The following is a 22,850-nucleotide window of genomic DNA, read 5'->3' as shown; positions in this document are numbered from 1 at the left end:
CGGGGTGGGGGTGGTGCGGGGCGGAGGGAGCCCCGCACCACCACACCGCACATCACGCTCGTCAGAGCAGGATGTGCCGGGGACGACGGCGGCCGTCCTTGTCCTTCTTGGCCGGCCGGCTGTGCATCGTCAGCCGCTCGAACGAACCGAGCTTCAGCAGGGTGGGCTTCGAGTACATGTGCGCACCTCCTTTCCCGTCGGAGAGGAACCGAAAGGCGCCTGTGCACAGGGCCGCACGATGACCGTGCGGAAGCAACGCTAACGGCCCGCCGACCGCGGAACCACCCGTTGCCACATTTTTGCACTTCTTGGCCGAAAGAAGTGGGACAACAGCGCGAATCACAATGGCGGTTGACAACCCAAAAGCGATTCAGCGAACTTGGTTAAACTGAAAGATACCGGAAGTATATGGTTCGGAGATATAAGTCCGAAGCACGAATCAGGACGCCCCGACGCGTCAGGAGAAAATCCGCCGGGCGGACGCGGCCGAACAGCCGACACCCCGGCGGACCGAAGACGGCTGACCCTACCGCGAGTCGGACCCGCGAAGCTACGAACCCGGTGTTCGTCCAGGCAGGCCACCCGGGCCGGCCCCACTCGGCCCAGACCTCAGCGCCCCTCGCCCTTCCGCACACGGCCCTTCGCCGGGCGCGTCCGCCTACTCCATCGGAGTTGCCCGGCGGCAAGTCGCCGGCCGCCGCGCGGCGGTCCCGTGCTGACCGCGCGTTGGTCCAGATGGCGCAGAGGACCGCTCGGGGCCCGTCGCGAACAGGCCCGACCGGGAAACGCCCGGCCGCAGCCAGCGACCTCGACAGGTGGCTGGCGGCGGCCGGGCGGCTGCCCTCACAGCGGCGGTCAGGCGACCTGGATGACGGTCTTGCCCACCGTGCCGGCCTTGGTGACGAACGCCTCGCGGGCCTCGGCCAACGGCCGGACCGCGCCCACCGACGGGCGCAGCCGGCCGTCGGCCACGCGGCGGGCGAGCTCGACGAGCTGCTGCCGGTTGGGCTCCACGACGAAGAAGACCGCCCGCCCGTTGTCGGGCCGCACCGAGGGCGGCGCGGCGATGGTCACCAGCGTGCCGCCGGACCGGACCGCCGCCGCCGACCGCTCCAGGATCTCGCCGCCGATCACGTCGAACACCACGTCGACCTGGCCGGCGTCCTCGAACCGCTCCTTCTCCAGGTCCACGAACACCTCGGCGCCCAACTCCAGCGCCGTCGCCCGGTCCCGCTCCCGGCCGGTGGCGATCACCCGGGCTCCGGCCTGCGTGGCGAGCTGGACGGCCACCCCGCCGACGCCGCCGCCCGCCCCGTGGACCAGCACGCTCTGCCCGGGCTCCAGCCGCCCGTGGTCGAACAACGCCTGCCACGCGGTGAGACCGCCCATGGGCAGCGCCGCCGCGGTGACGTGGTCGATCGAGGCGGGCAGCGGCGCCAGGTTGCGGGCCTCCACCGCCACGTACTCGGCGAGCGTGCCGTCCCGGGTCCAGTCGGTCAGGCCGAACACCCGCTGGCCGACGGTCAGGCCCGTGGTGCCCAGCCCCAGCTCCGCGACCTCGCCGGACACCTCGTGCCCGGGGATCGTCGGCGTGCGGTCGCGGCCCGCCCGGTCGGTCCAGGTGCCCGGCCAGTCCAGCTCGCCGGGGGTGAAGCTGGCCGCCCGCACCCGGACGATCACGTCGTTCTCGCCGGCGTGCGGGTACGGCGCGTCCTCCAGGACCAGCCCGTCCAGCCCCGCGTCGCGCTGGTGCGCCCGAATGGCTCGCATGGTCGCTCCCTCGTGCTTACTTGATCATCGCACACCGTACGAACCCGCTCCGGCATTCGCTGATTCCCCGACGGCGGAATGCCCATCGTCACGTTGACAAAAGGGGGGCAGGACGTGTCCTCAATGCCGAACGGCGATCGAAGGCAACCGTGCCGCCGCGATACGTGATCCCCGCCCGCGGGCCGGAAACGGGGTCAGGAAGATTGCTTCTGGCATTGGATGCCATATGCCTGGAGCACGCGACGAGTCCCCACGGAGTGCTCCGACCGGGTGCCCAGAGCACGCCGCCCGTGCAGAACCGTCAGATTCGAGAAGACCGCGAGTTGCCCGCGCTGGAGCAGCACCGCGTCCGCGCACGCGTTCACCGTCGACTCCACGAACGCGAAGGACTCCCGCTCGGCGGCGGAGAACTGCCCCCGGTCGGCCTTTCCGGTGAAACGCAGTCTCGGCTCCGCGTCCGACAACAGGGGAATCCGCGCCATCGCCTCCCCCACCGCGCTGTAGCCGGAAAAACGCCCCTCCGCGTAGGACAAACCGGACAGGTCACGTCCCGACGCGCCGGCGGACAACTCGGCCAACACGTCCTCGACGTCCACGAAAAGCGATTCGCCGCCCCCGCCGGGATCGGGCTCCAGGCACAGGAACGCGATGACCCGCGGCGGGAGCGTGCAGTTCACCATGTCCAGGTGGATGTCGTTGTAGCCCACGCCGCCGTACCGGTTGGCCGGCCGGTCCGGGTCCACCGGAATCCGGTGCCAGAACGGCCACCCGTCCACGACCGGGTGCGCGTGGGCCCCCAGGCGGAACACCACGTCGGCGCACCGCTCCAGGTGCTCGTCAGCACGCTCCGCCGGCATCCGGATCACGGTGAGCCGCCGCGCCGCCCACCCCCCGCACCCGGCGAAACGGGACAGCCGCGGCACAGCCCGGCACACCCGCTCCCGCAACGCGCCGAGTTCCCCGTGCCCGTCCGCCCCGGAGACCGGCCCCACCGCCAGGAGCGCGTCCACCTCGTCGTCGTCGAAGTCCAACCACAGCAACGGTTTCACGGCGACGGCTCCCCGGAGACCGACTCCGACAGCATTCGCGACGCCTCCCCGACGCCCACCCGGGCCAGAAGGTCCACACAGGACAGCGCGTCGACGAACCGGCTCGACTCCCGCTGCGGGTAGGTCGGGTGCCGGAACCGGCTCACCGCGATCGCCACCCCGTCCACCACGGCCGGCAGCTCCCCCAGGTACCGCCGCGACCCCTCTCCCACCACCACCCGCGCGGCCCCGAGCTGCCGGGCCGCGGCGACGAGCATCCCCGCCGCGCGCGTACCGCCCAGCTCCAGCGCGGAACTGCGCACCACCCGGCACGAGATCCCCAACGCCCGCAGGCAGTTCTCGAAGAACACCTGCGTGATGTCCACCAGCAGGTCCGACTCCAGCGCCAACATCGGCCGGACCAGCTCGTCGCGGACCTGCTCCCAGTGCCGCCCCCTGCCCAGCGCCGCGTCCAACGTGCGCAGGTGCCGACGCCGCCAGCCCTCCGCGTCCACCACCCGCACCTCGTTGAGGGCCTGGGGAAACCGGCCGGCGCGGTGGACGGGGACGGTCAGGTACCGCGGCCGGCCCCCGATCAGCAGCCGGTTGCGGTTCTGCCACCCGCGTTCGCAGAACTGGACGTGGTCCAGCAGCAGGAACACGTCGGCCTCCACCGCGCGGGCCAGATACCCCAGCCACGGCAGGTAGGCCGGCTGGTGCGGCGCGACCACCGTCATCGCGGTCCCCCGCCGGTCACGCCCCCTGGGGCGACGGCGGACCGCCCGCACGGCGGTGTGGCCGTCACCCGCCTCACGCAGGGCCACACCACGCAGGACCGCGTCACGCAGGGCCGCATCGAACCCCCCGGTTCCCACCGAGCCGACACCCAGCCCGGTTCGCCCCCCGAACGAGTCTGCGCGGCCACCGCCGGGACCAGCCACCCCCGCCCGCACCCGCCACCTGGACGGGTGGCACACCGCCAGGGGATCACGACCCCGTCAGCCGGTCAGAACAAGCACAACTGGACGCCGTCGGAAGCGCTCCGGGACGGCCGACACCCCGGCAGCCGGCAGCTCACCGGGTCGTTGGTGGAGGTGTAGACCCGCCACCACTCCCACACGCCGAAGGCCCCGACGTGGCAGGCCGGCACCGGGATCTCCACCCCGCGCGAGTCCAGAACCCAGGTGATCGCGTGCACCACGCGCTGGTCGTGGATCCGCAGCCCCGACCGCTCCCGGAACTGGTCCGCCTGCCAGCTCTCCCCCGGCACACCGGTCGGCGTCGACGACCCGCGCTTCGGCGACGGCACACCGGGCAGCGGTAGCGGGACCACGTTCACCCCACCGATCGTCGCAGGCCACGATGCCGATCTCCTGACCAGAACGGGTGGTCCTCCCCGGCGAACGGGGATCACCACCCCAGGACGCACACCGTGCCCACCAGATCCCCGGGCCACCGCTTCCGTCTCGATCTGTCGACAACCTTTCCGAGGTGCGACGTTCCACCTCGCGACGTCGGCATCCTGGGGTGTGGCGTGCGGACTGGCTCGGGTCGCCGCCCCAGAGGTGGCTCAGGTGTCGGCGAGACGAACCCGTCGGCGACGCCCCGACACCTGATCGTGTTCTCCAGCGACACCGTCAGGTCCTCTTCCGGCACCGAGTCGAGGAAGGTCCTCATGCTCAGGATGATCAAGCGCGTCGCCGTGGCCGCCGCCGTGGTCACGGGAGCGACCCTCGTGCTGGCCGCGCCCGCCTCGGCCGCCCAGGACCCCGCGTTGGCACTGCCCGCACAGGCGTGCACGACGTTGACGGGGCCGGCGGGCGGCAAGCTGCCCCTGTGCAAGAGCTGGGTCCGCAACGGCGACGCCTACGACGGCAGGTGGTGGGGGAACGGCCCCTCGACTCTGCCGACGAAGACCTATCTGCAGCGCTCCGAGGACGGGCACATCACCAGCTCCGATTTCTCCGGCAGCTACTACAAACGCAAGAAGGTGCTCTTCCGGTTGTGCGACCGGCTGGCCGGCCGCTGCAGCGGTTGGTGGTAACCACTTCCACCAGATCCGACGCGGTGGGTCACGCCGTTGCGGCGCGACCCACCGCCCACCGCCGAACCCGCCGAAGCGCCCTTCAGGCCAGCCTCACCGGGAAGCCAGGAACTCACGGAACGAGGGGACCGTCTCGGGCGCCTCGTCCTCCGGCAGGAAGTGGTCCAGCCCCTCCAGGCACGCCCGCGCGATCTCGGCCGAGCGCGGGGCCATGACGCTCTCGTAGGCGCGGACGGCGGCGTCGACGTCGGGTTCGGTCACGAGGGCGGTGGCCAGGTCGACGCCGTCGAGCAGGGCGAGGTTGGCCCCCACGCCCAGCGGCGGCATCAGATGCGCGGCATCGCCCAGCAGCGTGACCCCGGGAACGTGGTCCCACGCGTGCGGCGCGGGCAGCACGAACAGCGGCCGGTTGACGAACCCGCCGTCGTTGCGGCGGAAGAAGTCCAGCAGCGGCTCGGCCCAACCCTCGTACGTGGCCAGGAGATACCTCCGCACCGCCGGGGTGTCCGCCAGGCTCAGACCGGCGGCCCGGTGCCAGTCCTCCGGCACCCGCACCATCGCGTAGCCGCGGATGTGGCCGTTGCTGTTGCGCTGCGCGGCGATCCCCTTGCCGCCGGTCTTCGCCATCATCGTGCCGTCGCCGACCAGCGCGGCGAGGTCGGCGTGGCGGGTGTCGCAGTCGTCGAAACCGAACTCGACGAAGGTCACGCCGGTGTAGCAGGGCTCGGCGGCGGAGACGGCGGGCCGGACGCGGGACCAGGCGCCGTCGGCGCCCACGACCAGGTCGACGTCCTCGGTGGTCCCGTCGGCGAACCGCAGCCGGCGCGTGCCGTCGTCCAGCAGGTCGACCCCGCTGACCGCGCGTCCCCACCGCACCGTGCCGGCGTCGAGGGAATCCAGCAGCAGTCCGCGGAGCTGGCCCCGGTCGATCTCCGGCCGGACCTCCTCGCCCTCGGCCGGCCGCTGGTGGCCGACCAGGGCGGCGGTGACGGGGTCGACCACCCGCTGCTCCTGCCCCTCGGGGCGGGCGAGGGCGCGGAACCGGTCGAGCAGGCCGGCCGCGCGCAGGGCGACCTGCCCGGTGTCGGCGTGCAGGTCGAGGGCGCCGCCCTGCGGTCGGTCCCCGGGCGAGGCCTCGCGCTCGAAGACGGTGACGGAGCGGCCGTGGTTCTGCAGGACACGCGCGCAGACCAGACCGCCGAGACCGCCGCCGACCACGGCGACGCGGGGTGCACGGGCGGAGTTGTTCACGGTGGTGCCTCCGGGAGTGGGTGGGGCGCCGCGAGGCGCGACGCCACCCTAGAAAAGCACAGTCACTAAGAACGTGCAATGACTCAACTTTTGAACTGACTACACCCCTGCGGTACCGTGGCGGGGTGACCGAACCCCTCGGACGCCGCGAGCGCAAGAAGGCCCAGACCCGCCAAGCCCTGGCCGACGCGGCCCTCCGGCTCTTCCTCGAACGCGGCTACGACCAGGTCGGCGTCAAGGACGTCGCCGACGCCGCCGACGTGTCGGTGACCACCCTGTTCAAGCACTTCCCCAGCAAGGAAGCCCTGGTCTTCGACCAGGAGGACGACATCGAGGCCGCGCTCGTCGCGGCGGTGCGCGACCGCCCCGCCGGGCAGACGATCCTCGACGCCCTGCGCCAGCACGTCCTGCCGGCAGGGGGTCGACCCCGCGACCCGGAGATGGCCACCTTCGTCGAGCTCGTCGAGAACACACCAGCTCTGCGCGACTACGCCCACCGGATGTGGATGCGGCACGAGGCCGCCCTGGCCCGGGTGATCGCCGAGGAGATCGGCGCCCCGGAGGACGACCTCACCTGCGCCGCCCTGGCCCGCTTCGCCCTGGAGATCCGCAACCTCACCCGCGGGCACCCCGACCCGCGCCGAGCCGGGGACGCGCTCTTCACCCTGCTCGATCGCGGCTGGTCAGCCCTGCACCCCAACACCTGACCGCTCCAGCTCGGCGCGGGTGAACCCGCTAAGGAACCGAACACGGCCGACGCCTGCTCGTCGGTCAGGAACTCAACCGGCAACGCTGGGCGTCAGCGCGGTGGGGCAAGGTCCTTGGTGGGGGGCGTGCGGCGGGAGAACCGGGTTCGGAGCAGGTCGATGAGGGAGGGGCCGCCGGCGAAGCACCAGATGGCGATGACGGGGTCGCAGATCGCGCAGCCCAGCGAGGAGTGCTCGGCGAAGGGGACGATCGGGTTGCCGTACAGGTGGTGCACCGCGTCCCAGGCTGTGTGCAGGAGCCAGGCGATTCCGACGAACGTCCACGACTGCAGACCGCGGTAGGCGCAGTAGGTGGCGACGATGGTGAAGGCGAACTCCCACCCGCCGAGTCCTCCGCCGCTGAGGTAGGCGGCGCCGGCGCCGGCGACCATGACGGCGTTGACCTTGAGCCGGTAGGGCTCGCGGATGAGGGAACTGAGCAGTACGTACACAACGCCGATCAGCACTGGGGCGATGACGGTCATGGTCGGCCTCTGCCATCTCTGTCTCAAGTGGAGGGTGCGGGAATTCGCGTCGCCGACGCTATTCGCCGGCTCTCCCCCGCAGGAGTGGCTGGAGCGACAAACACCAACGGATTCTCGCCAACAACGCCGTCGACCCAACAGCGCCGTCGACGGTGGCGCTGCGGACCCGACGGTGGCGCCGCGGACCCGAACCAGGTCCGCGGCGCCACCGCGATCGTCAACGGCGAACGGCTACCACGCCGTGAGGTCGCGGGCCTGCGTGGTCGTGGAGACGGTGTCGAACCGACGGACGCGCCGGCCTTCGCGGAACCGCGGCCAGCCCGGGTTTCCGCTGCGGGCGAAGGAAACCCATGCCGTGTGCATCTCCCGGGCCAGGGACGCGGGCGGCTCGGCCGGGCCCAGCAGAGCGTGTGGGCCGCGCAGCGCCGGGAGGTCGAGGCAGTCGAACACGAAGGGCAGCTCCACCGCGTGCGCGGCGCCGAGCTGACCGTCCACAGCGGACGATCGCCACGTGAACTCGTAGACGTGGGCGGCGCCGTGCGCCTCGGCCAGTCGGCGGGAGCCGACGCCGAACACCGCGTCCCCGAGGATCGCCGAGCGCAGTTCGCCGTGGCCGGCCCCGGGCCGCTGGGCCCGGTACGCCGCGACGAGCCGGTCCGGATCGGGGTGTGCGCGCGCCGCGGTCTCCCGCACGTCCTCGGCGGTCGAGGTCGTCAGGTTTCCCTGCGGCGCCAGGTAGAGGTTGCCCTCCTCGGCGTTGGTCCCGACGAGCAGGTCGACGTCGGCGAGGGGGCTCTCGGCGGGTTGTTGGTCCAGCACGGGACCGCACGGGGTGAGCCGGATCGCCGGGGCGGACCGTTCCGCGCGCGGGTCCAGCCCGCCGAGTTCGGGCACGAGCCGGACGAGCCGGTCATCGGGAACGGCGGCGAAGCCGGCCGCGGTCGGTGCGACGCCGAGCGCGGTCGCGGCCGCCCTGGTCACGCGGGCGGCCTCGTCGGGGAGGATCGCGCCGAAACCGTTGCCGCTCTGCGTGATCGCGCGGTGGAACAGCCCCCTCGCCTCGGGCGTGGCGAGGATCGCGCCGACGACCGTGGCGCCCGCGGACTGGCCGAACAGCGTGACGTTGTCGGGATCACCGCCGAAGGCCGCGATGTTGCGGCGGACCCACCCCAGCGCGGCGATGACGTCGAGCACTCCGCGGTTGCGCGGCGCCCCGGGCAGGTCGAGGAACCCGGCGACGCCGAGTCGGTAGTTCAGCGTCACCAGGACCACGCCGTCCCGGGCGAAGGCGTCGCCGTCGTACAGCGGGGACAGGTTCGAGCCGGACACGAAACCGCCGCCGTGCACGAACACCATCACCGGGCAGTCCCCGGCGTCCCGGGGCGCCCAGACGTTGACCGTGAGGTAGTCGTCACCGCGAACCCACCCGGGGCCGAAGAACGGTGCCATGTCGAGCGCTCCGAAGCCGTCCCGGGTCGCCTGGGGCGCGCTCGGCCCGGGCCGCGTGGCGTCGCGGACACCCGCCCATGGGGCGTGGGGCTTCGGCGCGGCGAACCGACCGGGGCCCTGTGGCGCCGCGGCGTAGGGGATGGCCAGGAAGCGACGCGCGTTGCCGACGACGCTGCCGCGCACGTCGCCCTCGGTGGTGGTCACGGTGGTGGCCACAGTGGAGTCAGACACTTGGGTTGTCCTGTTCTCGTCTTCAGATCCGGGAGAAGGCGGCCCACGCCCTGATGGCGAACGCGTCGCCCTTGCGCACGACCTCCGCGGCGCCGTGGCCGGCGAGGTGCGCCGGCAGCACGAGGGCGTTGGTGTCGCTCGCGCGGCCGAGCAGCCGGCGGCGGGTGGCCCTGGCCTCGGCGGGGTCCTCGCAGAAGCAGCTGTTCGTGTCGGGGGCGACGATCTGCACCGGGTTGTGCAGCACGTCGCCGACGAACAGCGCCCTGTCGCCGCCCGATTCCAGTGTCAGCACCGAGGATCCCGGCGTGTGCCCGGGCGCGAGGTCGAGCCGGAGGTTCGCGTCGATCGCGTGGCTGTTGTCCCACAACAACGTCTGACCGGCCTCGTGCACCGGTGCCACGCTGTCCTCGAAGACGTTCCGCCAGCCGTCGACCTTGCCCGGCTTGTGGCCGTTCGCCGGGTTCCAGAAGTCGAAGTCGGCTCGGGGGATCAGGTAGGTGGCGTTGGGGAAGGTGGGCACCCAGGTGTCGCCGTCGAGCCGGGTGTTCCAGCCGACGTGGTCGACGTGCAGATGTGTGTTGACCACCAGGTCGACGTCCTCGGGTCGGACCCCGGCTCGCGCGAGGTTGTCGAGGAAGTCGGTGTTCAGGTGGTGCCAGCGCGGCGTTTCCGACCGCTCCTTGTGGTTGCCGGCCCCGGTGTCCACCAGGATCGTCTTCCCCTGGCTGCGCAGCACCCAGGTCTGCAGCGCCGAGACGCATCCGTTCGCGGTGGGGTCGAGGAAGTCCGGGGCCAGCCAGGACTCGTTGTCCCGCCAGGCTTTCTCCGGCGAGTCGGGGAAGAAGGTCTGGGGCGACATCCCGACAGGTCCGTGGTACTCGACGACGCGGGTGACGGCGACGTCACCCAGCACGATTTCCTGCATGGCCCCAGCCTGCGGGCGCGTCGGCGCCGGCAACCAGCCTCGGTCGTGCCTACCACTGGCGGGGTCAGGCTGGCGGCCCGGCGCTGCGGCATAGTGAGGTCGTGACGGTTTCCGGACAGCTCGGCGAGTTCCTGCGGGCGCGGCGGGCGCGCCTGCGCCCCGAGGACGTCGGCCTGGCCGCGCTGCCCGGTCGGCGGCGCGTGACCGGTCTGCGCCGCGAGGAGCTGGCGCACCTGGCCGGCGTCAGCGTCTCCTACTACACGCGGCTGGAACAGGGGCAGTCGGTCAACGCCTCCGACGCCGTGCTCGACGCGCTCGCCGGCGCCCTGCGGCTGGACGGCCACGAGCGCGCGCACCTGCGGGACCTCGCGTCGCAGCGTCCCCGCCCGCTGCGGCGCCCGCCGGTGGAGCGCGTCAACGCGCTGACCCGTGGTCTGGTGCGGTCGTTGGGGACCGTGCCCGCGCTGGTCCTGGGCCGCCGCACCGACGTGCTGGCCTGGAACGCGCTGGGCCACGCCCTGCTGGCCGGGCACCTGGACCGCACGGCGCCCGAGCGCCCCGCCGACCGGCCCAACATCGCGCGGATGTTGTTCCTCGACCCGCACTGTCGCGAGCTCTACGTGGACTGGGAGCGCAAGGCGCGCGGGGTGGTGGCGAACCTGCGGCTGGTCGCGGGCCGGCACCCCGAGGACGCGCTCCTGGCCTCGCTGGTCGGCGAGCTCTCGGTGAAGTGCCCCGAGTTCGTGGCGATGTGGCGCGACCACCGGGTCAACCCCTGCGCGGGGGCGACCTACCGGCTGCGCCATCCCCTGGTCGGTGAGCTCACCGTCACCCAGCAGGCCCTCCTGCCTCCCCACTCGCCCGAGCAGTCCGTGCTCGTGGTCACCACCGAGGAGGGCTCCAGCTCCGAGGACACCCTCACGCTCCTGGGCCGGTTCACGGCCACCGACTGACACCCCCGACGATCGCGACGGCGAACCCGGGCCGGGCGGGGTCAGGCGGAGGCGGTGTCGGAGTAGTAGGAGTTCACCGCCGGTTGGCCGGTGTAGTTGGGGCCGGCCTGGTCGTCCGCGCCGAGGTACCGGAACGGCAGCCGAACCTGCTGGCGTCCCTCGCACCTGATCCGACGCCGACGCGCGTCGTAGTCGAATCCGGCCGTGCGCAACGCTTTGGTCAGCCTCCGCCGCCCGGAGTCGCCCTGCTCCGAGACGACCGAGGCGAGATCCAGGTTGGCCACCAGAAGACCGTCAGCGGTGAGCCAGGACGCCGCCCGGGCCAGGGCGTCGAGTTTGTCGCCCACGTAGTGCAGGCCGTGCACGCAGGTCACCAGGTCGTAGGAGCGGGGCGGAGTCCACGAGGTCACCGACGCCGTCACGAAGTCCACCGCGGGGTGCGGCGGTCCCGCGAAGAAGTCCACGAGGTCGACGCCGGTGATCCGCAGCCTCGGGTCGTCCACCAGCTCGGCGCACTCCAGCAGTGCCGTGCCGGTGCCGCAACACAGGTCGAGCCACGCGAAACTCTCGGCCCCCTGGGACAACCGGCCCCGGATCAGCTCGGCCACGTCGATGCCGAGCTCACGTCCGTACCCGTTCGACCCGGACAGCCGGCGCTCCCGGTTCATGGCGCAGTTCGCGACCACGGACGAACGTTCCAACGCCTCGTTGTCCAACAACCGAGCCATGATCGATTCTATCGCCACGAGCATCCCGGGTTCTGGCGGGTCGCCTCGCGGTAGCGGGCGATGAGAGCGGAGTGGAAGGGGTTGACGGGGGCCTGGTACTCGTACTGGATCTCGTCGGGCACCGGGGTGCAGCCGCCGGGTCGGAACTGGGACGGGGAGTCGTCCCTGCCGGTGTGGAAGTCCCGGACGGTGCGGCCGCAGCACGGGAACTGGAAGACCAGGGAGTACCCCTGGACGGCCCCGGTGGACTCCACGTGGACCGCCGGCTCCGGGTGCCACGTGTTCTCCAGGTGCAGGAGGCCGCGCAGCAACGCGATCTCGGTCTGTTGCTCCAGCGCGACGCCGTAGTGGTCGGACAGGGGGATCGACTCGCGCACCTTGAGCTCCTCTTCGAGGAAGACCCGCATGAGGCCGACCAGTTCGAGGTAGCGGGCCTTCTCGATCTCGCCGATGGTCCGGCGGCGGGCCTCGGCGGAGCGGCCGGCGGCGAGGAAGTCCAGCACCAGGTCGGAGTGCTCCGGGGCCGAGGTCGGTCGGCGGGCGGCCCAGTCCTCGGCGTCGCTCTGCTCGCTCCCCCGCGGCAACCCGTCGTCGAGACGGCCGGAGGCGTCCCAGCGGCGGGCGGCGGACAGCAGGCGCGCTCCGGTGCGCAGCCAGGTGACGTCGAGCTGGATGGCGGAGTGCAGCCGGGCCAGGTGGTCCGCCGTGTTGTCGCTGTCGACGAACGAGATCTTGATGTTCAGCGCGGACAGCCGTGGTGGCGCCGTGGCGAAGTCGATCGGCCGGCACAGCACGGGGATGATCCGCTTGCCCAGGTTCTGGGCGAAGGCGATCTCCTCGTCACAGATCGGGGACCGGGCGGAGTCGGGTGAGACGACGAAGACGACGACGTCCGCGAGGGTGATCATCTCCTCCAGGCGCGCCCACCACGCGTCCTCGGCGGAGATACCGGTGTCCACATTGGACGGGTCCGCTGTGGACTGGTCGAAGTCCGCCACGCAGCCGCGCCCGGTGAGCTCGGCCGCGAGCCAGTGGACGAAGTCGGAGTCCTTGCGCGAGTAGGACAGGAACACTCTGGTGCGGCCGTCCGGTGTCGCGGTGTCCATGCGCCCTTCCCCGAATCTCGGATGGGAGCATCCTCGTCAACGGGGCGCGACCTGGCCAGCGGCACATCGGGACGAAGTCCGGTCCCGGTCGTCGCGATCCACCGCCAAGGCCGCGACGACCGGGGCGGAGGTCAGGCCGACGTCGTCACCTCCGCGAGGTGGCGGGTGACCTCGGCCAGGTAGTCGGACGGGCGGGTGAGCAGCAGGGAGTGCCCGCCGTCGGGGAAGACGCGGAGCTCGCAGCCGGGGTGGAGGTCGAGCAGGCGCTGACGGTGGGTCGGGGTGATCAGCGGGTCGTCGGCCGCGGCGAGCAGGAGCGCGGGCCCCTCCCAGCCGGGGCGCAGCTCGTGGGAGTGCTGGGCGAGGTCCAGCAGCATGGCGCAGGAGTTCGCCAGGCCCTCGGGTCCGGCCCGGTGGTAGGCGGCCTCGACCTGGCCGATCCAGAAGTCGGCGTCGGCGGAGTCCCGCCAGGCGGCGCGCAGCGCCGACCGCGCGGCGTCGAGGGTCTGCTCCCACGGGGTGGCCCGCACGCCGGCGAGCTTGCCCGCCAGCCGGTCGACGTCCTCGGGGCCGTAGAGCCCGGTGCCGCTGAACACGAGCGAGGCGACCCGGTCGGGCGCCCGCTGGGTGAGCACCTCGGCGAGCATGCCGCCCGCCGACTGCCCCACCACGTGCGCCCTGTCGATCCCCTCGGCGTCCAGGACGCCCAGCACGCCGTCGGCGAGGTCGGCCAGCGTGGCGGGGGTGGGCGGGTAGTCGACGGTGATCGTCCGGTGGGTGGGCGCCAGCGCGAGGGCGAGATCCACCCAGCTGATGCCGATACCCGCGCCGCCGGGCAGGAGGAGCACAACGTCGCCCTGGCCAGCGGTGTAGTACCGCCACCCGTCGTGCTCCCCGCTCCGGTAGATCCGCTCGAACTCCGCCGCGCGCTGCTCGATGGTTCGCATGTGCCCTCTCATAGTTACATCGCAATGCGTGCATGTATATCGGAGAGTGGATCACCCCCACAACCGACCCCACCGATGACCGAGGACACACACCCTCCGGAGGAGCCCGCCACGATCACCCCGCGCCGGGCCAGTTGCGCAGCACGACGTCGAGGGCGTCCAGGGACCGGGACCACGAGACGTCCGACTCGCGGGGGTGGTGCCCGAACCCACCCATCGCCTCCAGGCTCACGTACCCGTAGAAGGCGCTGTGCAGCAGCCGCACCGCGTCCGTCTGGTCGGGCTCCGGAAGCTGGTAGCCGCGCAGGATCGCCCGCGTCAGCTCGGAGTGACGACGCGCCGCGCTGGCCTCCGCCGTCTCCGGATCAAGCGGGAACTGCATCGCCGCGTAGCGCCCCGGGTGCTCCCGCGCGTAGTCCCGGTAGGCGTTGGCGAAGGCCACCAGGGCGTCCTTGCCCGCCCGGCCGGCCAGCGCGGAGGCGGCCCGGTCGGCGACCTCCGCCAGCGCCAGCACCGCTACCCGCTCCTTCAGCTCCCGCAGGTTCCTGACGTGGGAGTACAGGCTCGCGTCCTTGACGCCGAACCGACGGGCCAGCGCCGAGACGGTCAGGTTGGCGAAGCCGACCTCGTCGGCCAGCTCCGCCGCCGCCCGGGTCAGCCGCTCCGCGGTCACTCCAGCACGTGCCACAGGCACCCCTTCCCTCTACCTAGGGCTCCTAGGGTAATGCTTAATACAGAGCAGCACTCATCTAGGGTGCGTAAGGTGTTCCCTATGAGACCCGTGACCGAGCGCGACATCCGCGACTCCTTCGTCAACTGCACCAAGGGCGAGGCGCGACGGCTGGCCGTGCCCCGGGATCTCGCCACCCGACCGTGGGACGACCTGGACTTCCTCGGCTGGCGCGACCCCGCCTCCCCCGAACGGGCGTACCTCGTCACCGAGTCCGGCGAACGACTCGTCGGCGTGGCGCTCCGCCTGGCCACCCACGCCGGACGCACCCGGCGCGGCATGTGCTCGCTGTGCCTGACCACCCACCCCGGAGACGGCGTCTCGCTGATGACCGCCCGCAAGGCCGGACGCGACGGCCAGCAGGGCAACTCGGTCGGCGTCTACGTCTGCACCGACCTGGCCTGCTCGCTCTACCTCCGCGGCAGGAGGCAGGTCGAGATCGGCGGACGCCTGCGCGAGTCGCTCACCCTGGAGCAACAGGTCGAGCGGACCACGGCCAACGTGGCCGCGTTCCTCCACAAGATCACCGGGTGAGGCCGGCGCCCACCAGCGCGCGCCGCCCCCACCTCCGCGACGAAGAAGCCACCATGACCGACTGGATCACCGCCCGCATCGAGCCCCACCTGCTGCGCGGCGCCCTCGACGTGGAGCGCACCGCGCGCGGCGTGCTGCCCCACCGGCTGCCCGCCCGGGCCCGCGCCCAGTTCCCCGACGACTACCTGGCCATGGTCGAGACGCAGCCCTCCGGCGTGCGGCTCGTCTTCCGCACCCGGGCCACCGCCGTCGAGCTCGACGCGCTGCCCACCAGGATGGTCTACCGGGGCGCGCCGCCCCTCCCCCACGGCGTGTTCGACCTGCTCGTCGACGGCCGCCTCACCCGACAGTCCACTGTGGACGGAGGAAACGTCCGAACCCTCGACCTGGCCACCGGGACGTCGGTCACCCAGCCCGGCCCCGTCGGCACCGCCCGGTTCCCCGACCTGCCCGCCGGCCCCAAGGACGTCGAGATCTGGCTACCGCACCGGGAGACCACCGAACTGGTCGCCCTGCGGACCAACGCCCCCGTCGAGGCCGCACCGGACCACGGCCGCCGGACGTGGCTGCACCACGGCAGCTCGATCAGCCACGGCTCCAACGCCGACAGCCCCAGCACGACCTGGCCCGCGCTGGCCGCGGCCCGGGGCGGCGTGGAGCTGACCAACCTGGGACTGGGCGGCAACGCCCTGCTCGACCCGTTCACCGCCCGCGCCATGCGCGACACCCCCGCCGACCTGATCAGCCTCAAGATCGGCATCAACCTGGTCGGCAGCGACCTCATGCGGCTGCGCGCCTTCTCCCCCGCGGTCCACGGCTTCCTCGACACCCTCCGCGAGGGACACCCCACCACGCCGCTGCTGGTGGTCTCCCCCGTCCTCTGCCCGATCTTCGAGGACACCCCGGGCCCCGGCGCGCTGGTCCTGGACGGCCCGCGGCCGAGTTACCGGGCGCTGGGCGACCCGGCCGACCGCGCCGGCGGACGGCTGACGCTCAACGTCATCCGGACGAGCTCTCCCGCATCGTCGCGCGCCGGGCGACCGAGGACCCGAACCTGCACTACCTCGACGGCCGTGCCCTCTACGGCGAAGCGGACTTCGCCGAGCTGCCCCTGCCCGACCAGCTCCACCCCGACGCCGCCGGCCACCGGCGCATCGGCGAACGCTTCGCCGAGTGGGCCTTCGGCGCGGACGGCCCGTTCGCCCTCCCCTCGGCCCGCGCCTGAACTCAGGCGTCGGCGGGCGAGCCGGCGGGTGAGTCGGAGAGAAGCGCGTGGAGCGCGTCGGCGAGCGCGCTGGCCGCGACCCACCCGCCCTTGCCCACCGCCTTCCCGCTCACGGTGATCGTCGCGACCGCCTCCGCCTCGATGGGCGTTCGCGGCGCCGGGCGCGGGTACAGCCGCAGGGCGGGCTGCCCCGGCAGCACCGGGACGACCACGTCCTGCCCCGACCAGGACGCGGCCAGGGCCATGACCTCGCCCGAAGGGACGACCGGGTCGACGCGCACCTGGTCCACCACGGCGCGGACGCCGCGCTCGTCGAGCAACGCGGCCACGGCCTCCGCGAGGGCGTCGCTGCACACGATCAGCGCGGCCCGGCCGCGGTAGTCGGCGGGCGCCAACGGGGACTCGGCGGGAAGGCGCTCCCACCAGGCCTTGGCCGCAGCCTCTGACGCCTGCGCCGTGTGGACCGCCATCCCCCGCACCTCCCGAACCGGACCTCCACCCGGGCGGACACTCTAGTCGCAGCTTCACCCGTTCAGCGCAATCGACGCCATCGGACGCATGCCTCTACCCGGCGGTATGTCGCTTCTGGTGACACTCGGGGAAATGGAGGCGATTTCAGTTCGCACTGAAATCGCAAAGCGACCAGTTCGGGTTCTCTCCGTCGGCTCGGACCCTCACCCCCACCCATCGACGTTCCCGCTCGACATCCGCCGCGGCGGGCGGTTCAGCCCAGGGAGGTCACCAGCTCCCGGCACGCCTGCTCGCACCGGCGGCAGGCCTGGGCGCACACGCGGCAGTGGCTGTGCCGGTCGGCGTGGCGTTCGCACTCGTCACCGCAGGAGCGGCACACGGTCGCGCACGCCGCCAACACCGCCCGCGTGATGTTGGCGTCATAGCCGGTGTGGCGGGACAGGATGCGGCCGGTGGTGTCGCAGACGTCCGCGCAGTCCTCGCACGAGCGAATGCACTTGCGCAGCATCGGAAGCATCTCGTCGGCCTCCGACATGCACGCGTCAGCGCAGGCGGTACACGTCTGCGCGCAGGAGTAGCACTCCTCGATGCAGCGGGTCAGCGCCTCGCGGTCGACCCGGCCCAGATCCGCCGGATAGCTTCGGAGCATCTCCGCGACCTGTGTCATCGCGGCCACCACCCTCGACGGCACCCCGCCCCGTGGCCCCGCGCCACAGGTGAGCACGGGCTGCCTCCGGGCCCGGCTACCCGCTTGATGCGGTCGGCACGCGCGGGAGAGCTGGCGAGCGCCGAGGGGTGGCGAGGCCGGAGGACGGCCGCGCCGGGACATCCAGATCGGAGGAAGATCGACAGGGATGACCGGATTGGAGACGCCACGCGCGGAACACGTGTCCTGACCCGCTACGTCCCGACCGTCGTGCTCGCCAGACAGGCCGACGAAGGAGCACGCGTCGCACTCGTGCTGCTGGCCATCGAACGCGCCGACAGCGCCGTGCTCGGCGGCACCCTCGTCGCCGCGTTGCTCGTGCCGCACGTCGTGGCGGCACCCGTCGTCGGCGCGCTCGCCGACCGGGTGCGCCACCGCCGACTCTTCTACGCGACCACACTCGCCGCCTACGGCGTGGCGCTGCTCGTCCTCGGCCTGGGCACCGGAACCCTGCCCCCACCGGTCCTGCTCGCCCTCGCCGCCCTCGGCGGCCGCGCCGGCCCCATGATCACCGGCGGCCTCACCGGCCTGCTCCGCGAACTCGTCCCCGACACCGCACGCACCCGCGCCTACAGCCTCGACTCCATGACCTACAACCTCAGCCAGATCGGCGCCAGATCGGCGGACCCGCCCTCACCGGAGTGCTCGGCGGCCTCGCCGGCGCCCAGACCGCCACCCTCGCCCTCGGCGCGTGCGGCCTGGCCGCCGGCCTCCTCTCGCTGACCCTGCCCATCCAGCCCCGCCCGCACGACGGCCAACCACTCCTGGCCGCGATCCGCTCGGGCATGACCCGCGGTGTCTCCGCGCTGTGGACAAACCACACCCTCCGCGCGATCACCCTGGCCACCACCCTGGGCGAGGCCGGCATCGGCGCGCTGCCCGTCGCCGCCGCGCTGCTCGCCCAGAACTACGGCTCGGCCTCCCTGGCCGGGATGCTGGTCGCCCTCTTCGCGGTCGGCGCGCTGGTGGGATCACTGGCCTACGCCCGCTACCCGGTGGCCGACCACCTCCCGGAACTCCGGGTCGTCGTCCTCCTCGCCGGGGTCGGGATTCCGCTGCTCCTCCTGCCCGCCACCACCGGAGCGCTCACCGGCTCGGCGCTGTTCGTCGTCTCCGGCCTGTCCTACGGACCGCTCCTCATCGCGCTGCTGACCAACCGGGAACGGCAGTCCCCCGCCGACGCGCACATCCAGGTCTTCGCCCTGGCCGCCGGCCTGCGACTGACCGGGGCCGCCGCGGGCGCCGCCGTCGCCGGCTGGTTCACCACACACGGCGCCGGATGGGTCGCCGACGGGGTCGCCCTGTCCCAGATCCTCGCGGCCCTGCTCGGAATCGCCCTGATGGGCGGAATCCGACCACTCCTCGTCCAACGCTGACCCACGAGTACTCCCCGGCGGTCGGAGCCGATTTGTGGTCGCACAGCTCGGGAATCGCGGCCGACGCACAACAACAGTCCACTGTGGACGATTCCTGGGGAGGACGAGAACAGGCGGGTCAGCACACCGGAGCCGAACAGGATGGCCGACCCGATTCCCAGGTAGACCACGGGAACGAGCCAGGGGCCGGCCCTGTCCAGCGCGCTGACGACCCGCCCGTGCCGTCCCAGCACGAGCGAGAGCCAGCACCACAGGGCGAGCAGGAGCGTGAACAACGCGACGAGGACCGGGCTGCGGGAGAGGGTGTGCAGGCGGAAGGCGGCGGTGTAGGCGCCGATGCTGTCGCTGCCGTTGGCGAGGGTCACGACCAGAACCCGCCAGGTGGTCGCGACGTCCGGCTCCGGCGTGGAGTCCGCGCGCCGGCGGAGTTGGCAGAGCTTGTGGCCGCCGAGGGCGAGGGGGACCAGCCCCAGCAGGCCCTCCCAGTGGTCGGGGACGACGAGGAGGCCGGCCGCGATCACCCCGCTGGCGGCGACCACGACGAGGAAGCCGAGGACCTGCCCCAGGATGATCTTCCAGGGCGGTGGTCGGCCGGACCGGGCGGAGGTAGCGAAGAGCACCGACAGCAGGATGAGGTTGTCCAGGTTGGTGCCGACGTAGAGACCGACCGCTTCCCCGATGGTGTCCAGCGTTCCACCCATAGTTCGGAACGTAGGGTAGTCACTAAGTCACGGAAAGTACGCGATTCTGGGACGTTGTCAGCCACCGCAGGATCTCCTCCCCCGCGAGGACGCCCCGGGTCCGGGTGACGGCGACGTGCGGCCGCCGCCAGCCCCGCGCCGCCAGTTCCCCGTGCGCCGGCCGGATCGCGGCGTCCGCGCTCTCCAGGAGCTCCGCGTCCAGGAGGGAGTCGCCGGCCGCCAGGAGGGTGGTCGTTCCCGCGCGCCGGGCGACCTCGGCGACGGCGGCGGACTTCGTCAGCCGCGCCGGAACGAGGTGGATCTTGTGGTCCAGGACCGAGACGCGCCACCCGCGCGCGGTCGCCCAGTGGTCGAGGTCGGACAGCCAACCCGCCGGCAGCGCCTCGCGATCGGTGAGGACGACGTAGGTGAAGAGGCCCTCGACGCATCGTCGCGATCGCACCCAGGCCGGGGCGAGCACCTGGTCCAGATGGGCCCGCACCACCGACAACGGAACGGAGTCGAGAAGTCGGGCGCGCACACTGGTCCGCCATCCCCGGTCGACGATCCCGTCGACCAGGAGCGTTCCGCCGTTGGCGCAGACGGCGAACCGAGAAGGGCGTCCGGGCAACCGAACCCGGGCGTACTGGTCGGCGGTTCGGGTGGTGGCGGGCACGAGGACCGCGGTGGCGGCGAGTTCGGCCAGCAGATCGGCGGCCGTGCGGGTCAGGTACGACAGGGGAGCCCCGTTCCGGTGCTCCACGCACACGATCTCCGGCGCCCCGTGCGCGGAAAGTCCACAGTGGCGGGTGGTGTAGATCAGGGTGCGGTCGAGGTCGGCGGCGACCAGGATGCGCGGGCTGGTCATCGGCGTCCCTCCCGCCGCGGCGCGGGACTCTCGAAACTGCCGGAGCCGTGAGGACTCTGGGCGCCACCCTGGGCGTCACTGGGGGCGTCACCCTGGGCGAACCGGGGACGGACCACGCCGACGCTCCGGTACGGCAGCAGACCGGGCACCTCGACGACGTCGACACCGCGTTGCCGGGCGAGCAGGAGGATGTGGGCCACCTCGGGATCGCGCAGGGAACGCACGAACACCTTCCAGGGAACCCGGCGCAACAGGACGCGGGTGGTCTCGCCGAGGCCGGGTTTGACCAGGTTCAGATCCGCGATCCCGCAGGACCTGGCGACGCGTCGCGCGGTGGCCCAGCCCACGGGGCCGGCCGACGTGGAGGCCGCCGGTTCGGGGCGGAACGGTGGCGTGAGCGCGGGGAACGCGGCGGTGACGGTGTCCAGGAAGCGCGCGGAGACGTCGGCGGCGGTGAGGTGGGCGTAGAACTTCGCGCCGTGGAAGGTGTTCGGCCCCACGAGGTCGGCGCGCAGGACGGTGCGCGAGACCAGGCCGGTGACCGTCGCGTTGAGCATCGCCGACGGGACCAGCAGATCCTCGCGGGTGCCGCACCACCGCCCGCAGTGCGCGGGGTCGGCGAGGACCGCCAGGTCCGACGCGAACCGCACGTCCGATGCCCGGTCCAGCGCCAGGTTCAGCTCGCGGGCGATGGCGCCCTTGCCGGTCCAGCCGTCGACGAACACGACCGTCGAGGGATCGTGGTGCGCGGCCAGGTAGCGCAGGGCGACCGGGTCGATGCCCCGGTCCCGCACGATGGAGATCGTGTAGTGGGGCAGGGCGAGACCGTGGGCGTGCGCGGCCCAGCGCCGCATGAGGATTCCGACCGGTGTGCCCGCGCGGGCGAGGGAGACCAGGACCACGCGCCGTCCCCTGGCGGCGAGGACCGACTCCGTGACCACGGCGACGGCCCGGGCCACGGCCGGGGCGGTGCGGGCGAGCATCTGGTGGAACAGCGCCACATAAGCCAAACCGGGTTGGTACTCCACCGGCAGCATCTCCGCGTAGTGGGTTCCGGACCGGACGCGCCGCTCGCGGTCGGCCAACCCCAACTCCAGGTCCACAGTGGACAGATCAGTGAGCAGCCAGGTGACCTCCTCCGCCCGGTAGGTCGAGAACGCCGGGCCGTGCAACGGGGTTGGCAGCCTCATGCGCCTCACCGCGCCCGGTAGCAGGGAAGGACGACGAGCGTCACGCGGCCGCACAGACCACGCAGTTGCCCCAACAACCCGCCGGGCGCGTGGAGGGCGGGCGTGTCGGCGTCCTCGTCGACCACGACGACGATGTCGTCGAACGTGTTGTCCGCTGGCGAGGCGGCGACGTTGTAGACGTACCGCTCCCCCACGGCGTCGGTCGAGCCGCCGTGCGCCGGGAACGCCAGCCCGCTGCGCACCGGGTAGCCGGGTTCGTCCACGACCAGGATGGGCGAGCGGGCGGTCGCCGCCGTCAGCACCGCGCTTCCCCGGGGCAGCAGGGGCGGCAACGCCATCGCCAGGCGCAACGGCAGGTACATCAGCTCCTCGCAGCCGAGCACCAGCACCCGGGGGCCGGTGACGGTGCGGGACACGCGCTCGGCCAGGGCCGGCAGCGCCGCGGCCAGTCGACGGCGGTGTTCGGGCAGGAAGCCGTGCCGGCCGCTCTCCGGCACCCCGACGGGCCAGGCGAGCTCGACCCGGTGCAGCGCGTCGCGGGGATGCCGGGCGGCGGGGACGCGCACCCGCTCCTCGGACCGGGCCACCAGGGCCGCGGCGCGCGCCAGGACGTCGTCGGGCAGCTCGATCGCACCACGGGCCAGCGCGACGACGTCCAACCGCGCGCCCAGGGCCGCCACCCGCTGGCAGAGCCGCTGCTGGTCGAGGGCGGAGCGCACGTCGACCAGGACCGCCACGAGGTAGTGGGCGCGGGGGCACCGCTCGTGGAGCGCGGTGATGGTGTTCATCACCGTGGTCCCCGTGCTCAGCTCGTCGTCGACGAGGACGAGCGGCGCGTCGGTGGCCAGGACGTCCGACGCCGCGGGCAGCAGGTGGTGTGCGGGCGCGTGGGAGTGCGGCTCGTCGAAACACGCCCACGGGGCCGCGCCGGACAGCGACCGACGGGTCGAGTGCGCGTAGGGAGCGTCCAACACGTCGGCGACGACGTGCCCGAGGGCGGTGGCCGTCTCGGCGTAGCCCAGAACAGTCGTGGACCGGGCGCCGAGGTGTTCTCGCACCCGTCGCGCCAGCGCCACCGCCGCGCCGTGCACCACCCGGGGTGGCGCCGGCAGGTACTTGCCCAGCACCGTGGACACCAACAGGTGCGCGCGGCGCGGATTGCGGCGGACGGCCAGGCCCACCAGCGTCCGGGGGTCCACTCCCCCTGTCGGTTCCAGCGCGATGCCCAGGTGGCGGGACACCCAGCGCCCGCCCCACCATCCCCGCTCGGGATCTCCCGGAACCCGCCGATCGGCCTGCCGCAACATGTCGTCTCCACCCGTCCGGCCGGCGGTCGCCGGCGCCCCGATCCACCGTTGATCATGGTGTGATCGCCGCCACAGTCCAGGGCTGAGCGGGACAGAACGA

24 protein-coding genes and 2 pseudogenes are annotated in these 22,850 nt (G+C 72.6%); 7 read left to right on the top strand and 19 right to left on the bottom strand.

All coding sequences use genetic code 11. The annotated features are described in order from the left end of the window. Positions 1–61: 61 nt before the first annotated feature. The 5 genes from BUE43_RS33475 to BUE43_RS14390 form a co-directional block, all read right to left on the bottom strand. The gene (locus BUE43_RS33475) at positions 62–178 is read right to left on the bottom strand and encodes a lasso RiPP family leader peptide-containing protein (protein ID WP_143174164.1); all 117 of its coding nucleotides are present in this window, start codon (positions 176–178) and stop codon (positions 62–64) included. Positions 179–855: 677 nt separating this feature from the next. Further along, positions 856–1,770, bottom strand: a complete 915-nt coding sequence (locus tag BUE43_RS14405; RefSeq protein ID WP_073483261.1) for an NADP-dependent oxidoreductase — start codon at positions 1,768–1,770, stop codon at positions 856–858. Between the two features lie 194 nt (positions 1,771–1,964). After that, positions 1,965–2,819 carry a TauD/TfdA family dioxygenase gene (locus BUE43_RS14400; protein WP_073483259.1) on the bottom strand — a complete coding sequence of 285 codons (855 nt, stop codon included), beginning with the start codon at positions 2,817–2,819 and terminating at the stop codon, positions 1,965–1,967. Next, positions 2,816–3,535: a WbqC family protein gene (locus BUE43_RS14395; protein ID WP_073483257.1), complete on the bottom strand. Its 720-nt coding sequence runs from the start codon at positions 3,533–3,535 to the stop codon at positions 2,816–2,818. Before BUE43_RS14395 ends, BUE43_RS14400 begins: the two co-directional genes overlap by 4 nt. A gap of 269 nt (positions 3,536–3,804) precedes the next feature. Beyond that, a complete protein-coding gene (locus BUE43_RS14390; RefSeq protein WP_073483256.1) occupies positions 3,805–4,137 on the bottom strand; it encodes a hypothetical protein in 333 nt (110 codons plus the stop codon). Positions 4,138–4,473: 336 nt separating this feature from the next. On the opposite strand from BUE43_RS14390, the gene BUE43_RS14385 reads away from it, so the two are divergent. Then, on the top strand, positions 4,474–4,842 hold the full coding sequence (locus BUE43_RS14385) for a hypothetical protein (protein ID WP_073483864.1): 369 nt from the start codon (positions 4,474–4,476) through the stop codon (positions 4,840–4,842). A 93-nt stretch (positions 4,843–4,935) separates the two neighbouring features. Here BUE43_RS14385 and BUE43_RS14380 read toward each other — a convergent pair whose 3' ends face one another. Beyond that, positions 4,936–6,093, bottom strand: coding sequence for an FAD-dependent oxidoreductase (locus BUE43_RS14380; protein WP_073483254.1), 1,158 nt, complete (start codon positions 6,091–6,093; stop codon positions 4,936–4,938). 125 nt (positions 6,094–6,218) lie between these two features. Between BUE43_RS14380 and BUE43_RS14375 the strand changes: the two genes are divergently transcribed. Then, entirely contained in the window at positions 6,219–6,800 is a 582-nt protein-coding gene (locus BUE43_RS14375; RefSeq protein WP_073483253.1) for a TetR/AcrR family transcriptional regulator, read from the top strand. A gap of 92 nt (positions 6,801–6,892) precedes the next feature. Here the strand turns inward: BUE43_RS14375 and BUE43_RS14370 are convergent, their stop codons facing one another. From BUE43_RS14370 to BUE43_RS14360, 3 genes are all read right to left on the bottom strand, one after another. Continuing rightward, on the bottom strand, positions 6,893–7,324 hold the full coding sequence (locus BUE43_RS14370; RefSeq protein ID WP_073483251.1) for a DUF6010 family protein: 432 nt from the start codon (positions 7,322–7,324) through the stop codon (positions 6,893–6,895). A 231-nt stretch (positions 7,325–7,555) separates the two neighbouring features. After that, a complete protein-coding gene (locus tag BUE43_RS14365) occupies positions 7,556–9,004 on the bottom strand; it encodes a carboxylesterase/lipase family protein (RefSeq protein ID WP_200797509.1) in 1,449 nt (482 codons plus the stop codon). Positions 9,005–9,026: 22 nt separating this feature from the next. Further along, complete coding sequence (locus BUE43_RS14360; RefSeq protein WP_073483247.1) at positions 9,027–9,929, bottom strand: MBL fold metallo-hydrolase; 903 nt, start codon at positions 9,927–9,929, stop codon at positions 9,027–9,029. A 101-nt stretch (positions 9,930–10,030) separates the two neighbouring features. Between BUE43_RS14360 and BUE43_RS14355 the strand changes: the two genes are divergently transcribed. After that, a complete protein-coding gene (locus BUE43_RS14355) occupies positions 10,031–10,882 on the top strand; it encodes a helix-turn-helix transcriptional regulator (RefSeq protein WP_073483246.1) in 852 nt (283 codons plus the stop codon). Between the two features lie 41 nt (positions 10,883–10,923). On the opposite strand, the gene BUE43_RS14350 is transcribed toward BUE43_RS14355, so the two are convergent. The 4 genes from BUE43_RS14350 to BUE43_RS14335 form a co-directional block, all read right to left on the bottom strand. Then, entirely contained in the window at positions 10,924–11,610 is a 687-nt protein-coding gene (locus BUE43_RS14350) for a class I SAM-dependent methyltransferase (RefSeq protein WP_234995724.1), read from the bottom strand. Between the two features lie 8 nt (positions 11,611–11,618). Continuing rightward, positions 11,619–12,716 (bottom strand): toll/interleukin-1 receptor domain-containing protein, encoded by a 1,098-nt coding sequence (locus BUE43_RS14345; protein ID WP_073483244.1) that lies wholly within the window; start codon positions 12,714–12,716, stop codon positions 11,619–11,621. 131 nt (positions 12,717–12,847) lie between these two features. Continuing rightward, positions 12,848–13,663 carry an alpha/beta fold hydrolase gene (locus BUE43_RS14340; RefSeq protein ID WP_073483242.1) on the bottom strand — a complete coding sequence of 272 codons (816 nt, stop codon included), beginning with the start codon at positions 13,661–13,663 and terminating at the stop codon, positions 12,848–12,850. Positions 13,664–13,778: 115 nt separating this feature from the next. Then, a complete protein-coding gene (locus BUE43_RS14335) occupies positions 13,779–14,351 on the bottom strand; it encodes a TetR/AcrR family transcriptional regulator (RefSeq protein WP_073483240.1) in 573 nt (190 codons plus the stop codon). A gap of 84 nt (positions 14,352–14,435) precedes the next feature. Here BUE43_RS14335 and BUE43_RS14330 point away from each other — a divergent pair, with 84 nt between their 5' ends. Both BUE43_RS14330 and BUE43_RS14325 read left to right on the top strand, forming a co-directional pair. Beyond that, positions 14,436–14,927 (top strand): FBP domain-containing protein, encoded by a 492-nt coding sequence (locus tag BUE43_RS14330; RefSeq protein ID WP_073483238.1) that lies wholly within the window; start codon positions 14,436–14,438, stop codon positions 14,925–14,927. Between the two features lie 53 nt (positions 14,928–14,980). Then, positions 14,981–16,152: pseudogene (locus BUE43_RS14325) on the top strand (GDSL-type esterase/lipase family protein). A gap of 2 nt (positions 16,153–16,154) precedes the next feature. Here the strand turns inward: BUE43_RS14325 and BUE43_RS14320 are convergent. Together BUE43_RS14320 and BUE43_RS14315 are read right to left on the bottom strand one after the other, a co-directional pair. Further along, on the bottom strand, positions 16,155–16,622 hold the full coding sequence (locus tag BUE43_RS14320) for a hypothetical protein (protein WP_073483236.1): 468 nt from the start codon (positions 16,620–16,622) through the stop codon (positions 16,155–16,157). Between the two features lie 254 nt (positions 16,623–16,876). Next, entirely contained in the window at positions 16,877–17,290 is a 414-nt protein-coding gene (locus BUE43_RS14315; RefSeq protein WP_073483860.1) for a four-helix bundle copper-binding protein, read from the bottom strand. A 291-nt stretch (positions 17,291–17,581) separates the two neighbouring features. Between BUE43_RS14315 and BUE43_RS14310 the strand changes: the two genes are divergently transcribed. Continuing rightward, a complete protein-coding gene (locus BUE43_RS14310; protein WP_073483235.1) occupies positions 17,582–18,052 on the top strand; it encodes an MFS transporter in 471 nt (156 codons plus the stop codon). After that, positions 17,971–18,705 (top strand): hypothetical protein, encoded by a 735-nt coding sequence (locus tag BUE43_RS35130; protein ID WP_234995723.1) that lies wholly within the window; start codon positions 17,971–17,973, stop codon positions 18,703–18,705. Before BUE43_RS14310 ends, BUE43_RS35130 begins: the two co-directional genes overlap by 82 nt. 119 nt (positions 18,706–18,824) lie before the next feature. Here BUE43_RS35130 and BUE43_RS35965 read toward each other — a convergent pair. The 4 genes and pseudogenes from BUE43_RS35965 to BUE43_RS34705 all read right to left on the bottom strand — a co-directional run. Beyond that, a pseudogene (locus tag BUE43_RS35965) lies at positions 18,825–19,406 on the bottom strand (cadmium resistance transporter); the annotation flags it as partial. Between the two features lie 22 nt (positions 19,407–19,428). Beyond that, complete coding sequence (locus BUE43_RS14300) at positions 19,429–20,253, bottom strand: HAD family hydrolase (RefSeq protein WP_073483231.1); 825 nt, start codon at positions 20,251–20,253, stop codon at positions 19,429–19,431. Then, positions 20,250–21,443: a cysteine protease StiP family protein gene (locus BUE43_RS34710; RefSeq protein ID WP_073483230.1), complete on the bottom strand. Its 1,194-nt coding sequence runs from the start codon at positions 21,441–21,443 to the stop codon at positions 20,250–20,252. The genes BUE43_RS14300 and BUE43_RS34710 overlap by 4 nt, the downstream gene beginning before the upstream one ends. A gap of 5 nt (positions 21,444–21,448) precedes the next feature. Next, the gene (locus tag BUE43_RS34705; protein ID WP_073483228.1) at positions 21,449–22,750 is read right to left on the bottom strand and encodes a phosphoribosyltransferase domain-containing protein; all 1,302 of its coding nucleotides are present in this window, start codon (positions 22,748–22,750) and stop codon (positions 21,449–21,451) included. Positions 22,751–22,850 lie beyond the last annotated feature (100 nt).

The sequence above is a fragment of the Streptoalloteichus hindustanus genome (assembly GCF_900129375.1).
Classification (GTDB): domain Bacteria; phylum Actinomycetota; class Actinomycetes; order Mycobacteriales; family Pseudonocardiaceae; genus Streptoalloteichus; species Streptoalloteichus hindustanus.
This window is presented reverse-complemented; position numbering and strand designations above follow the sequence as displayed.

Bases quoted from the DNA above. Each gene is read 5' to 3' on its own strand.
- BUE43_RS33475 (WP_143174164.1), bottom strand. From the start codon at position 178: ATGTACTCGAAGCCCACCCTGCTGAAGCTCGGTTCGTTCGAGCGGCTG.
- BUE43_RS14405 (WP_073483261.1), bottom strand. From the start codon at position 1,770: ATGCGAGCCATTCGGGCGCACCAGCGCGACGCGGGGCTGGACGGGCTG.
- BUE43_RS14395 (WP_073483257.1), bottom strand. From the start codon at position 3,535: ATGACGGTGGTCGCGCCGCACCAGCCGGCCTACCTGCCGTGGCTGGGG.
- BUE43_RS14385 (WP_073483864.1), top strand. From the start codon at position 4,474: ATGCTCAGGATGATCAAGCGCGTCGCCGTGGCCGCCGCCGTGGTCACG.
- BUE43_RS14370 (WP_073483251.1), bottom strand. From the start codon at position 7,324: ATGACCGTCATCGCCCCAGTGCTGATCGGCGTTGTGTACGTACTGCTC.
- BUE43_RS14360 (WP_073483247.1), bottom strand. From the start codon at position 9,929: ATGCAGGAAATCGTGCTGGGTGACGTCGCCGTCACCCGCGTCGTCGAG.
- BUE43_RS14350 (WP_234995724.1), bottom strand. From the start codon at position 11,610: ATGGCTCGGTTGTTGGACAACGAGGCGTTGGAACGTTCGTCCGTGGTC.
- BUE43_RS14345 (WP_073483244.1), bottom strand. From the start codon at position 12,716: ATGGACACCGCGACACCGGACGGCCGCACCAGAGTGTTCCTGTCCTAC.
- BUE43_RS14340 (WP_073483242.1), bottom strand. From the start codon at position 13,663: ATGCGAACCATCGAGCAGCGCGCGGCGGAGTTCGAGCGGATCTACCGG.
- BUE43_RS14330 (WP_073483238.1), top strand. From the start codon at position 14,436: ATGAGACCCGTGACCGAGCGCGACATCCGCGACTCCTTCGTCAACTGC.
- BUE43_RS14320 (WP_073483236.1), bottom strand. From the start codon at position 16,622: ATGGCGGTCCACACGGCGCAGGCGTCAGAGGCTGCGGCCAAGGCCTGG.
- BUE43_RS14315 (WP_073483860.1), bottom strand. From the start codon at position 17,290: ATGACACAGGTCGCGGAGATGCTCCGAAGCTATCCGGCGGATCTGGGC.
- BUE43_RS14300 (WP_073483231.1), bottom strand. From the start codon at position 20,253: ATGACCAGCCCGCGCATCCTGGTCGCCGCCGACCTCGACCGCACCCTG.
- BUE43_RS34710 (WP_073483230.1), bottom strand. From the start codon at position 21,443: ATGAGGCTGCCAACCCCGTTGCACGGCCCGGCGTTCTCGACCTACCGG.
- BUE43_RS34705 (WP_073483228.1), bottom strand. From the start codon at position 22,750: ATGTTGCGGCAGGCCGATCGGCGGGTTCCGGGAGATCCCGAGCGGGGA.